Below are 12697 nucleotides of genomic sequence, written 5' to 3'. Positions count from 1 at the left end.
CCGGCTCAGTCCGGGGTGGTCACCAGTCGCTGCCGGCGGCGCTGGCCGGGACGGGCGTACTCCTGGGCCACAATGCCGAGGGCGCCGGCCACCATGCCGGTCCCGCGGTGGGCCATCCGCCGCCCCCGGGCCTGGTGCGCGAGCGAACCGACGAGCACGCCGACCGACCACCGGCCGGTGCCGGCGACGGCCCGGGTGGCGCCGCCGAGGCCGCCCCGGACGCGCACGGTGGAGCGCGCCCCGCGGCCGGTGGCCAGCCGCAGCGGGGTGAGCACGGCGATGTTGCCGTGGCAGTACGCGCGGGTGAGCACCCAGCGCCGGGTGGTCCGCGAGGCCGGCACCGGGTCGGCCACCACCGACTCGTCGCACCAGACGATCGAGCCGCCGGCCCGGGTCACCGCCCGGGTGAAGAGGGTGTCCTCCCCTCCGGCCAGACCGACGTCGACCGAGAACCGGATGCCGAGCTCGCGCACCTGCTGCACGTCGACGAGCAGGTTGTTCGTCGAGGCGGTGTGCACGCGGGTGCCCGTCGGCATCCGGCGGCGCAGGAAGAAGCCGCCGGCCTCGATCCAGGGGTCCAGCTCCCCGGCGGGCTCCACGACGACCCGGCCGGAGACCACGGCCGCACCGGAGGCGCGCCAGGTGTCCAGCAGCGCAGCGAGCCAGCCGGGCCAGGGGCGTTCGTCGTCGTCGATGAAGACCAGCAGGTCGTCCCCGGCCGCCTCGTCGAGGGCCCGGTTGCGGACCGCCGGGATGCCGGGCCGGGACTCCGCGACGTAGCGCAGGTCGGGTCCGGTGAGGTCCGCGACCGTCTCGGCCGCACCGCCGTCCGGGTCGTTGTCGATGACCAGGACGCGCACCTGCCAGTCGTCCGGTGCCGCAACGGTGACCGCCCGGGTCTGGGCCAGCACCAGCGGGAGCAGGGCACGCAGCTGCTCGGGCCGCCGGTAGGTGGGCACCGCCACGGTGACCCGGACGGGGCGCCCGGGGGTCACCGGCGGGCCCTCGGCGGGAGACCGTCGACCAGGGCGGCGACCTCCGCCTGCTGCCGGGCAGGGGCGTGCCGGCGGCGGGCCTCCTGCGCGTCGGCGACCGCCGCGGCGGAGCACACCGGCCACCCGTCGACGACACGCTGGACCGCGTCGGCCCAGCTGCCTGCGTCCGCGGCGGGCACGACCTGGGTGGAGGTGAGCCCGGTCGTCGCCTCCACCAGTCCGGCGATGTCGCTGACCACCACCGGCCGGGCGGCGAGCACGCCCTCGACGGCGGTGTTGCCGAACGACTCGTCGGTCTGGGAGGGGACCAGCAGCAGGTCGCACTCCGCGAGGGTGCTCCACACGTCGGGGCGGAACCCGCGGAACTCCACCCGGTCCTCCAGCCCGCGGCGCCGCACGTCCTCGCGCAGCGCGGCCTCGAACCACTCGTAGCCGGGGAACACCGAGCCCAGCAGCACCAGTCGCGCGTCGGTGCCCCGGGACAGCAGTTCGGCGAGGGCCTCGACCGCCACCTGCGGGCCCTTGCGCGGCGACAGCCGGCCGACGAACGCCAGCCTCACGGCGCCGGTGAGCCGGGTGCGGGGCGGTACCGGTGTGGCCGGTCCGGTGACCCCGTTCAGCACGACGACGCTGCGCTCGCGCAGGCTGGGCGCGACCTCGGTGAGCACCGCGGCCGTCGTCCGGCTGTTCACCACGACGCGGTCGGCGAGCCGCAGCGGCTGGGCGGTGACCCACCGGAACAGCCAGGGGGTGCCGCGCTCCGCCTCGTGCACGTGGCAGACGGTGGGCCGGCGGAGGAGGCGTGCCAGCACGAGCCACGAGGGGATCGTGAGCGTGTTGACGTAGACCCCGGAACGGCCGTGCCGACGCAGCAGCGCGAGGGCCGGGACGAGCCCACGGGCGGCGTCGGCGAGCAGCTGGCACGCGCCTCGAGGGCGCAGCGCCGACCGCCGCAGCACGGGCATCCGGCAGGTCCGCACCTGTGCGCCGCGGGCCTCCAGCTCGGCGACCAACGGCCCCGGACCGGGCAGCACCACGGTGACGTCGGCACCGGCCACCAGGCCGGCGACGCTCTCCAGCAGCACCCGGTCGGAGCCGTACAGCTCCGCACCCGGGTGGGCGACCAGCACGGCCGGACGCCGGCCGGCCGGGGCGGGCCCGACCAGCAGGGCGAGGAGGGCGAGCCAGACGCCGGCCAGCGATCCGCGCACCGCGGCGGTCAGCAGCGCCGGGGAGTGCAGCAGCTGCCGTCGCCCGCCGCGCATCAGCACCTCCCAGCTCACCGCCGGGGTGCTGAGCAGGTACTGCAGCACCGCCCGGCGGTCCAGGTTGCGGGCGGCGAAGAGCAGGCGGTTGCGGCAGTTGTAGCGGTAGTAGAGCGCCGACTTGGCCGGACCACGTCGCTCGCCCTGCGTGCCCCCCTCGTCGTGCACGGCGACGAGGTCGTGCCGCACCACGAGGTGCCCGCCGGCGGCCAGCGCCCGGTGGCTGAGGTCGACGTCCTCCCAGTAGAGGAAGTAGTCCTCGGCGAACCCGCCGATCCGGTCGAAGAGCTCGGCGTGCACCACCAGGCACGCTCCGGTCAGCCACTGTTCGACCGGTCCGCGACGGAACGGTGAGGTGCTGTGCGGGGAGCGGATCCGGCCGTCGGTCAGGGAGACGAGCGAGCCCTCGAACACCGTGTGCCCGGCCGAGTCGGTCAGCCGGGGGGCGATCACGGCCGTCGGGTCGGCACTGCTGGCCGCGCGCAGGGCCGCCAGGACCTCCGCGGTGACCACCGCGTCGGGGTTGAGGAAGCAGTAGCTCGTGCACCCGAGCTCGCGCGCCCGGGCAGCGCCTGCGTTGCTGGCGGCGCCGAACCCGTCGTTCCCGGCAGCGGCCACCAGGTCCCAACCGCGCGCGGCGGCCAGCGTGGTCACCGCCTGCCGTTCCCGGCTCGTGCTGAGGTTGTCCACGACGACGACCCGGACCGCGGGGCCCACCGCCGTGGCGTCGGCCAGGTTGCGCTCCAGGAGCGCCGCCGAGCCGTAGTTGACCACCACGACCCCGAGGACGCCGGGGTCGGGGAGCCCGGTCGGCGAGGGCCGTCCCTCGCCGACCGGTTCGACGGCCGCGGGGGTCATCCGGCCGCCGGAGCGGTGCCGGCCGCACCCAGCCACAGGTCGTCGACCTGCACCGTGGAGGAGGCGGTGGCCGCCCCGGACACGTACTCGCTGACGGCCACCGCGCCGGGCCGCTGGAGGCTCGCCGTGGCGTCGGTACGGGTCAGCGTCCAGGCCGCCGGCTCGGTGGTGCCGGTGGCCCACGCCTTGGCCTTCAGGGTGGTGGTGCCGTTGCCGGCGGTGTCGAACCGCACGGTCAGCGGCGTGCCCGGCGTGTACGTGCCCGGCAGGTTGGCGCCCACCAGCGCGGTCTCGACCCCGTCGACGACCCGCACGATGATCATCTGCACCTCCCCGGTCGGCCGGAACAGCAGCATGAGCTGGTACTCGGTGGTGCCCACCCGGCGGGTCGACAGCTCCACGTAGGTACCGCCGCCCGTCGTCGCCTGCGGGACCATGATGCTCGCCTGCAGCGCCACGTCCTGGCTGGACACGGCGGGCAGCACCGCCGCCACGGTGTGCCCCGGGGGCGCGGTGAACACGCCGGCGCCCCCGGTCACCGATGCGGTGGCGTTCCAACCGGACGTCGTCCAGGCACCACCCACGTCGGCGGTGCCCCAGCCGGCGGCGAGCTCCCGGCCGAAGGCGTCGGCGGCCAGCGGGGTCTCCGCGGCCGGCGGCGGCGGGGTGGCCGGGGCGGTCACCGTGACGTCCTGGCTGGTCGTGGCCCGGGAGCCGACGGCGTCGGTGACGGTCAGCGTCACCGGGTAGGTGCCGGCGGCGGTGTAGGTGTGCGTCGCCGTCATCCCCGACGCCGTCGTCCCGTCACCGAAGTCCCAGTCGTGGGCGGCGACCGGGCCGTCGGGGTCGCTGGACCCCGAGCCGTCCACGGTGACCGCCAGGTCCGCGACCGCGGAGGTGAAGACGGCCGTCGGCGACTGGTCGGCCGGCGGCTCGACCGGCGGGTCGGTGACCGTCACCGAGCGCTCGGTGGTGCCGGTGGCGCCGTCCTCGTCGGTCACGGTGAGCCGGACGCGGTAGGTGCCGGCCGCGGCGTAGGTGTGCGTCGCGGTGGCGCCCGTGACCGTCGTCCCGTCGCCGAAGTCCCAGGCCAGGCCGGCGACGACGCCGTCGACGTCGCTGGAGCCGGTGCCGTCGACCGCGACGCGCAACCCGGTCACCGTGTCGGTGAACGCGGCGGTGGGCGCCTGGTTGACGGCATCGGTCGGGGTCTGCCCGGAACGGCCGGCCCACACGTCGTCCAGGTCGAGCCGGAGGGCCGAGGTGGCCGAACTCGAGAGGTAGACCGACAGGCCCACGCCACCGGCGGCCTGGAGCGCAGCCGTGGTGTCGGTGGTGCTGACCTGCCACGCGGTCGGCTCGGTCGTCCCGTCCACCCAGGCCTTGGCCTTGAGTGCGGCGGTCGAGGTGCCGCTGACGTCGAACCGGAGCTGCAGGGCGGTGCCGGCGGTGTAGGTGCCGGGCAGCCAGGCGCCCCGCAGGTCGGTCTGCACGCCGTCGACCAGCCGGGACAGGGTCAGCAGCACCCGGCCGTCGGCCAGGTAGCGGGTGAGCAGCCGGTAGTCGCTGGTGCCCACGTGCCGTCCGACGACGGAGACGTAGGCGCCACCGCCGGTCGGCACGGAACCGAGGGACACCTTCGCCTGCACCGTGACGTCGCTCTGGGCCACCGAGTCCAGGAACACCGAGCTGGTCTGGCCGGCACCGGTCTGCAGGTGCGCGGCCCCGTCGGCCACCGAGCTGCGGGCCGGCGCCGAGGCCGTCCAGGCGCCGCCGACCTCGGCCGTACCGAGACCGCTGGCCACCGTGCGGCTGAACCCGTCGGCGGCGTGCACCGCCGCAGCGGCCACGGTCAGCTCCTGCGTCGTCGTCCCGGTCGCCCCGTCGTCGTCGACGACCGTGAGGGTCACGGTGTACGTGCCGCCCGCGGCGTAGGTGTGGGACGTGGTCCGCCCGGTGGCGGTGCTGCCGTCCCCGAGGTCCCAGCGGTACTCGGCGACGGTCCCGTCGGCGTCGGTCGAGGCCGCGGCGTCGAAGCTGCCGGCCAGGCCCGTGCCGGTGGCCGTGAAGGCTGCGGTGGGGGCGGCGTTCGGCGGCTCCGCCTGCACGGTCACGTCGGTCGTGTGCGTGCTGCTGGCGCCCTGGTCGTCGGTGACGGTCAGGGTGACCGGGTAGGTGCCGGCGGCTGCGTAGCTGTGCGCCGTGGTCGCCCCGGAGCCGCTCGAGCCGTCGCCGAAGGTCCAGTCCCAGGACGCGATCGAACCGTCCCGGTCGGTCGAGGCCGAGGCGTCGAGGGCGACGTCCAGGAAGGTGGCGGCGGCGGTGTAGGTGGCGACCGGTGCCACGTTGGTGGCCTTGCCGGTCGTCCCGAGGCTGTGGTGGCTGGCGACGACGTCCGCCGACAGCGCCGTCGGGTAGACGGCGACCTCGTCGACCGTGCCGGCGAACCAGGTGCCGTTGTTCCCCCAGGTGGTGTCCCCACCGATCCGCCAGTAGCCGCGGTACGCCCGGCCCTCGGTGACACCGGTCTTGGCGCCGATCAGCTCCCCGTCGACGTACAGGGCCATGCCGGCGGAGCTCAGCTGGGCCACGACGTGGTGGTACTGCCCGTCGTTGTACGACCCGGTGGTCCGGATGGTCTGCTGGGAGCCGGCGTGGACGCCGAAGGTCAGCCGGCCGCTGCTGTCCAGGTAGACGTGCCGGTCGTAGCTGCCGCTGGTTCCGCTCGACTTGCTGCCGAAGCCGATGACCTTGCCGCCCAGACGGGTCGTCGTGGCGAACCAGGCCTCCACCGTGAAGGTGTCGGGCGCGGCGACCGCCGACGTGGTGGCGGCGAGGCCGCTGCTGGTGCCGCTGAACCGCGCCGCGGTGTCCGCGTCACCCTGCACCGCACCGGCCTGGCCGGTGGTCACGCCGGTGCCGAGGGTCAGGTCCGACCTGCCGGCCCAGTCGTAGCCGGTCCGGCCGGTGGCCTCACCGAGGGGCCAGTAGGACTGCGCGCCGTCGGCGACCACGGCGGCGGCGTACGGCCGGGCGGGGGTGGCGCCCGCGGTGACGGTGACCGGCACCCAGGCCGAGGTCGGACGGTTGCCGAACGGGTCGCTCACGGTGACCCGGTAGGTGTGCTGCCCGGCGCTGACGCCGGTGTCGACGAAGGCGAGCACCGGGGTGTCCCAGAAGGTCGAGGAGCGGGTGACCTCGTGGACGGGCGTGGTCATGTCGCCGTCGCGGTGGACGCGGTAGGTGAGCACCGCGTTGTCCTGGTCGCTGCTGGCGGTCCAGGCGACCCGGGCGGCGCCCGGGGCCAGCGCGGTGACCGTCGGGGTCAGGCCGTCGACGGACGGGCCGATCCTGTTCGGCGCGGTGTCGCTGAACGCGTAGCGGACGAGGCCCTGCTGGGCGACCCCGTTGACCTGGGGGAACTCACCGCCGTAGACGACGTACTCGTCGTTGCCGCTCACCGTCCAGCCGGCCTGGTTCTGGCCGGTGTAGCTGCCGGGGGACATCGTGGGGAACCAGGTCTGCAGCGACGGCGCCGGCTGACCGGCCAGGTTCGCGTTCTCCAGGGTGTCGGTGCCGACGGTGCCGGTGGCGGTCAGGCTGACCGCGGTGGCGAACTTGTTGATCCGGGGGCTCTCCTCGGGGTACCCGCCGATGTTGCTGCAGACGTGGGCGTGGGTCGCCATGTACAGCGCCCCGTTGCTCGGGAAGCTGGAGTAGGTGTCCCCGTGGCAGTCGTTGACCCACTGCACCGCGCCACCGTCGGCGGCCGCGGCGAAGGACCCCTCGAGATTGCCCGGGCCGTAGAAGTCGAAGGCGGTGCCGTAGACCGTCGTCCCGTCGGTGCTCAGGCTGTAGACGGCCGAGTTGACGCCCTGGTTGGTGATCAGCTCGTTGATCGCGAACGGCCGGGTGGCGCCGGAGACCGGGTCGAGGGCCCCCACCCCGGTGGCCTTGACGCCGTTCAGGCTGTCGAAGCTCCCGGCCGCCACGACCTGCGTCCCGCCGCCGGTGACGACCAGGGCCCGGACGGCGTCGCTGGTGGAGGTGTTGCCGTTGGTGTTGCCGGCCGTCGAGCCGACGCCGGGGACCGGCGCCCAGGGCTGCAGCGCACCGGTGCTCGCGGACACCGCGGCCAGCCGGGCGCGGGCGGTCGAGCCGATGGCGGAGAACGTGCCGCCCAGGTACACGGTGGAGTCCGTGGCGGCGATGGCGTTGACCCGCCCGTTGGCGCTGGGCTGGAAGCCGGCGACGAGCTCACCGGTCGCGGTGCTGTAGGCGGCCACCCGGTAGCGGGTCTGCCCGTTCGCCTGGCTGAAGTCGCCACCGACGTAGACCCGGGAACCGTCCGGGGAGGCGGTGACCACCAACGCCTGGGCGTTGAGGTCCGGGGCGAAGGAGGTGACGAGTTCGCCGGTGCGGATGTCGTAGGCGAGGAGGTTGTTGCGCACCGTCTCCTGTGTGCCGGCCGGCGCACCTGCCGGACGGGCGCTGGTGAACTTGCCGGCCACGTAGACGGTGTCGCCGACCACCACCTGGGACCAGGCGACCCCGTTGATCTGCACGGTCGGCAGCCCGTCGGCGGTCACGGTCGTCGGCGTCGCCGGGGCGGCCGGGTCCGCCGGGGCGGAGTCCGCCCGGGCGGTGCCGGTGAAGACGCCGAGCACCCCGGTCACCAGCAGGAGCGCGATCACCCCGGCCACCGCCGACCTGCTCGTCCGTGTCACTGCAGACATCTGTTCCCACCGTTCGAGACCCGCGCGCGCCGGGCCCGTTGGACCGGTCGGTGAACACTAAGCGTGACGATCACCTGCTGTGGATCCCCCGAACCGGTGACGTTGCGTATCGAACGGGCGAGCGAGCACCCAGTGGGTCACCGTCCGTCGCCGCGAGTCGGCGACCGCCCACCGCTGGTCGCCGACGCAGGACGGCGCCGACCGGTCACCCGGTCGACGCCGCCCACTGCGCCCAGCGGCACCGGCTACCCGGCCGCGCCGGTGAAGACGGCGACCGGGGCACCCGGCTGGTGGGCCACCTGGACCCGCACGTCCCCGCGCTGCTCGGCGGGCACGCTGAACACGTAGACACCTGCTGCTGACTCGCCGGCGGCCAGCGAGCCGGTGAACCGGAGCGCGGAGGGGTCGTCCAGCGGCGCGGCCGGCGTGGCGTCCGCGCCGTGGACGACGGTCACCACCGCACCGTCCAGCACGAGCGGCGCGCTGCCGTCGTTGGTGATCCGCACGGTGACCCGCACAGCCGGTCCGCTGACGTTGCCCGGCCCGGAGGCCTGCCCGTCGATCGCCTCCAGGGAGACCACCGACATCGTGACCGCATCGACCGCGACGGGCTCGTCGAGCGCCACCGCCGGGAGGTCCTCGGGCAGGTCGGGCGACCCCTGGGCCGTCGGGGTGGCCGCGACCACGGCCGCGGCGTCCGTCCCCGCACCGGCGTCGGCGTCGGTCTCTGCGGCAGCGGAGGTGGCGGGGGCGGAGGTGGCGGGGGCGGCGGTGCCCGTCGCCGCGGGCGACCCTCCGGCGTCCGGCTGCGTCGTCGAGCCCTCCCCGCCCCTCCCGCTCACCAGCAGGCCGACGGCGACCAGCGCGGCGACGACCAGGAGGGCCAGCGCGACCCATGGCCCGCGGCGTCGCGCCGGGGGGATGCCGGCCTCGGGCTCGGTGTGCACCCTGCTCATCGGACCAACCTGCCCATCTCCCGGAACCACGTGCTGCAGGCGAGGACCAGGAAGCCACCGGTCGCCAGCGCGAGCAGTGCGTAGACCGACAGGAACACCAGCGGAGCCCCGAGCAGCACGAACACCAGACACAGCAGCCCGTAGTCGGTCGGCAGGACGATCAGCGAGCGCAGCACGCTGGGCCGCTCGTCGGTGGTGTGCGCCGCCCGGGTGCGCGCACCGTGCTGGGCGCGCAGCGACTCGTTGAGCAGCGTGCCGAAGAACAGCACCACCGAGACCACGGAGAACGCCAGCGGCACGAGCAGCCAGGGCCCCCGCTCGACCGGCTCGAACCGGTACACCCCGACCAGCAGCGCGAGGTGGAGGCTGGCGATCTTGAGCGCGTCCACCATGTGGTCGAGCCACTCCCCCGCCGGCGAGCCGCCGCCGCGCAGTCGCGCGAGCTGCCCGTCGGCGGAGTCCAGCGCGTAACCGACGGCGAGCAGGGCGGCCACCAGCACCCCGACCGGCCACGACGGTGCGACCAGGGCGAGGACGCCGATGCCGCTGAAGGTGCACAGCGCGCTGATCCCGGTGACCGCGTTCGGCGTCAGGCCGGCGTGGAAGGCCACCGCCGCGAGGACCCGACCCAGCTTGCGGTTGACGAACCGGGAGTAGGCGGGTGCGCCCTTGGCGCCCTTCTGCGCCCCGGCCAGCCGGCCCAGCGTCTCCTGGAAGGTCTCTCCGGGCACGGCAGCCGGGGTCGCCGGCTCGAGGACGGTGCTCACGACTGCGCCACCTGGGCCGGGGGGACCTCGGCCACGACGTTCGCCGGTCCGGCGACCCGGGGCAGCGGCACCTCGGACGGCAGGGGCGACTGCGGTGCCAGGGTGCGCACCGGTCCGGCCGTCGCTCCGCCGGGACGGCGACGTCCGCTGGGCCGCGAGCGCGGGAACTCCCGGGCGGCCAGCTGCTGGCACAGGCTCTCGTAGCCGGACGCGACGTCGTCCCAGTCGTACCGGGCGGCCATCACCCGGGCCCGGTTGCCGTCGCGGCGGACCCCGGCGGGATCGGCCTCGGCAGCGTTCACCGCGGCCGACACGTCTGCAGCGGTGCGGAAGTAGCGGCCGCTGCTCTGCAGCACCTCCCGGTTGAAGGAGACGTCGAAGGCGAGGGTGGCCGCCCCGGCACCGATCGCCCGCAGCAGCGAGGGGTTGGTGCCGCCGACGGAGTGACCGTGCAGGTAGGTGGCGCAGTGGGCGTAGAGCTGGTCGAGCAGCTCCTGGTCCCAGACGCCGCCGAGGAAGCGCACCCGCTCATCGGCCAGGGCGTGCACCCGCGCGGTGTACTCGTCGGCGTAGGGCGCCGAGCCGACCACGACCAGCGGCAGGGTCGCCCCGCTGCGGCGGTAGCCCTCGACGATCACGTCGACGTGGTTCTCCGGCTCGAACCGGGCCACGGCCAGGTGGAACCCCCGGGACGTCAGGTCGACGGCCGCGAGCTTCGACGCGGCGGCGTTGGCGATCTTCGGGGCGCCGTAGGCCAGCTGCTGGGTCGGGGCGGCGAACTCGTCGCGGTAGTAGTCGGCGATGCCCTGGGCGTCGGCGATGAGCGCATCGGACCAGCGGACCGAGAGCGCCTCGACGATGCGGTAGTAGCGCCGTCCGGCTCCGCCCCACTTGGCGCGCTGCCACTCCAGCCCGTCGACGTGCGTGGCCACCGGGATCCGCGCGGCGCGCAGCAGCGGCAGCCACGGGGCGTTGGCCGCGTTGAACACGATCGCGGCGTCGACCCGGTGCCCCAGCAGATGCGCGACCGAGAGGCCGGTGTGGCTCAGCGTCTCCAGCGACCGACGGTGCAGGGCGGGCAGGTGCACCAGGCGCATGCCCAGGTGCGTGGTCGGCCGCGGCTGGTCCGCCGCCGTCCGGCAGTAGACGACGACGTCGTGCCCGGCGTCGACCAGCCGGCGGCCGACCTCCTCGACGGCCGTCTCGAAGCCGCCGTAGCGCGCCGGGACACCGCGCGTGCCGACCAGCGCGATGCGCAGCTTCCCCGACGTGTTCCGTGGCATGGGTGCCGCTCCTTCTCCGCGTGCGCCGCGCCGGCTGCGCCGTCCGGGTCGATCCGCCGGAGCGGACCGGCACCACCGGACGGTGGCCGGGCCTGTACTCGGTCGACACTGCCCGCCGCACGGCGTGTCGTCACTGCGCTGACGGATGCGGTCACCCTGACGGGCTAACCACCGACCAGCGGGTCAGTACGCCCCCGAGGCGGAGACCACGGCGCGGGCGGTCTTCCAGAGGATCTGCACGTCCATCGCGAGCGACCAGTTCTCCACGTAGCGGAGGTCCAGCCGGACGGCCTCCTCCCACGGCAGGTCGCTGCGCCCGGAGATCTGCCACAGCCCGGTGAGGCCCGGCTTCACCAGCAGTCGGCGGCTGACCGAGGTGTCGTAGCGCGCGACCTCGTCGGGCAGCGGCGGGCGCGGCCCCACCAGGGACATCTCCCCGGTGAGCACGTTGAACAGCTGGGGCAGCTCGTCGAGGGAGAGCCGGCGCATCCAGCGACCGACCGGCGTCACCCGCGGGTCCTGCCGGATCTTGAACAGCAGGCCGTCGGCCTCGTTGCCGTCGGACAGCCCGGCGACCTGCTGGTCGGCTCCGACCACCATGCTGCGGAACTTGAGCATCGTGAAGTGCCGCCCGCCGAGCCCCACCCGCTGCTGCCGGTAGAGGACCGGGCCGGGGCTGGACAGCCGGACCGCCAGGGCGAGCGCTGCCAGGACCGGCGTGAGGAGCAGCAGTCCGAGGGAGGCGACCGACCGGTCGAGAGCGCCCTTGACCACCCGGCGCCAGCCCTCGAACCGGGGCTGCTCGACCGAGAGGAGGGGCAGCCCGTCGAAGGGCCGGATGTGCAGGCGCGGGCCGGCCACCTCGACCAGTCCGGGGGCCACGAGCAGCTCCAGGCCCGTGCCCTCGAGCTGCCAGGACAGCGCCCGCAGGTACGCCGACGCCGTCTCGCTGGCGGAGGTCACGGCGATGGTGTCGGCCCCGACCCGGCCGGCGAGCTCGACCACGTCGTCCAGGCCGGCGACCGGCAGGCCGGCCACCCGCGCCACCCGGCTGCGGTCCCCCGGCGTCACGCAGACGCCGACGACGTCCAGACCGGCGTGCCGGGTGCGGTGCAGCCGGTCGACCAGGTCCAGGACCGCACCCCCGCGCCCGACGACCACGACGCGCTTGACGCAGCGCCCGGCCATCCGCTGGCGGTGCAGCACGCGCCGGGCGGCGTACCGCTCGACCAGGGTCGCGCCGGCGAGCGCCGGGACGGCGAGGACCACCAGCGCACGGCTGAGGTCGAGCTGGGCGGCGTAGCTGAGGAACCCCATCCCGGCCAGCAGCAGCATCCCGGCCCGGCCGACGCGACGGAACTCGTCGCTGCCCACGCCGAACCAGCGCTCCTCGTAGGCACCGGTGACGGTGAGCAGCACCGGCCAGGCGACGACCAGGCTCAGCCCGGCCCAGAACAGGACGCTGCCCACCACCGGCCCGTCGTGGGCCAGCAGCACCACGGCCGCCGCCGACGCCGCGATCAGCGCCTCGCCGACGACCAGGCCGGCGCGGTGCCGCCGGACCCAGCGGGCAGTGCCCCGGGCGCGCGCACCGGTGGCCGGCAGCTGCCCCGTGACCGGAGGCGACGGGACCGCCCCCGACGGCGCGTGACCGACGGTGTCGGTCAGTTCCGCACGTTCGAGCAGCATGGGGCCCCCAGGTTCTCCGCAGTGATCACGCACAGTGCGCTGGCGACACGCAGGAGCTGGTCGTTCCCGGGTCGGACCCGGAGGACCTGCTGCACTGGTGACGCTCAGCAACCATCACAGACGGTGAGGAACGGAGGCAATGCGGACG

The 12697-nt window shown here is 74.9% G+C and carries 7 protein-coding genes; all 7 read right to left on the bottom strand.

Annotation, left to right across the window (positions count from 1 at the left end):
• Positions 1 to 5: 5 nt before the first annotated feature.
• The gene (locus O2V61_RS03205; protein WP_269181888.1) at positions 6 to 995 is read right to left on the bottom strand and encodes a glycosyltransferase family 2 protein; all 990 of its coding nucleotides are present in this window, start codon (positions 993 to 995) and stop codon (positions 6 to 8) included.
• The gene (locus O2V61_RS03200; protein WP_269181887.1) at positions 992 to 3118 is read right to left on the bottom strand and encodes a glycosyltransferase; all 2127 of its coding nucleotides are present in this window, start codon (positions 3116 to 3118) and stop codon (positions 992 to 994) included. The genes O2V61_RS03205 and O2V61_RS03200 overlap by 4 nt, the downstream gene beginning before the upstream one ends.
• On the bottom strand, positions 3115 to 7854 hold the full coding sequence (locus tag O2V61_RS03195) for a PKD domain-containing protein (protein WP_269181886.1): 4740 nt from the start codon (positions 7852 to 7854) through the stop codon (positions 3115 to 3117). Before O2V61_RS03195 ends, O2V61_RS03200 begins: the two co-directional genes overlap by 4 nt.
• Before the next feature lie 245 nt (positions 7855 to 8099).
• The gene (locus tag O2V61_RS03190) at positions 8100 to 8810 is read right to left on the bottom strand and encodes a hypothetical protein (RefSeq protein WP_269181885.1); all 711 of its coding nucleotides are present in this window, start codon (positions 8808 to 8810) and stop codon (positions 8100 to 8102) included.
• Entirely contained in the window at positions 8807 to 9577 is a 771-nt protein-coding gene (locus O2V61_RS03185) for a CDP-alcohol phosphatidyltransferase family protein (protein ID WP_269181884.1), read from the bottom strand. The genes O2V61_RS03190 and O2V61_RS03185 overlap by 4 nt, the downstream gene beginning before the upstream one ends.
• On the bottom strand, positions 9574 to 10860 hold the full coding sequence (locus O2V61_RS03180; protein ID WP_269181883.1) for a DUF1972 domain-containing protein: 1287 nt from the start codon (positions 10858 to 10860) through the stop codon (positions 9574 to 9576). Before O2V61_RS03180 ends, O2V61_RS03185 begins: the two co-directional genes overlap by 4 nt.
• Before the next feature lie 183 nt (positions 10861 to 11043).
• On the bottom strand, positions 11044 to 12549 hold the full coding sequence (locus O2V61_RS03175) for a sugar transferase (RefSeq protein ID WP_269181882.1): 1506 nt from the start codon (positions 12547 to 12549) through the stop codon (positions 11044 to 11046).
• Positions 12550 to 12697: the final 148 nt, after the last annotated feature.

It is taken from the genome of Modestobacter sp. VKM Ac-2985 (genome assembly GCF_026967925.1).
Taxonomy (GTDB): Bacteria; Actinomycetota; Actinomycetes; order Mycobacteriales; family Geodermatophilaceae; genus Modestobacter.
The sequence above is the reverse complement of the archived record's forward strand: the minus strand, read 5'-3'. Positions and strand labels throughout refer to the sequence as shown.

Excerpts from the sequence above, each read along its gene's own strand:
- O2V61_RS03200 (WP_269181887.1), bottom strand. The coding sequence starts at position 3,118 with ATGACCCCCGCGGCCGTCGAACCGGTCGGCGAGGGACGGCCCTCGCCG.
- O2V61_RS03195 (WP_269181886.1), bottom strand. The coding sequence starts at position 7,854 with ATGTCTGCAGTGACACGGACGAGCAGGTCGGCGGTGGCCGGGGTGATC.
- O2V61_RS03190 (WP_269181885.1), bottom strand. The coding sequence starts at position 8,810 with ATGAGCAGGGTGCACACCGAGCCCGAGGCCGGCATCCCCCCGGCGCGA.
- O2V61_RS03180 (WP_269181883.1), bottom strand. The coding sequence starts at position 10,860 with ATGCCACGGAACACGTCGGGGAAGCTGCGCATCGCGCTGGTCGGCACG.
- O2V61_RS03175 (WP_269181882.1), bottom strand. The coding sequence starts at position 12,549 with ATGCTGCTCGAACGTGCGGAACTGACCGACACCGTCGGTCACGCGCCG.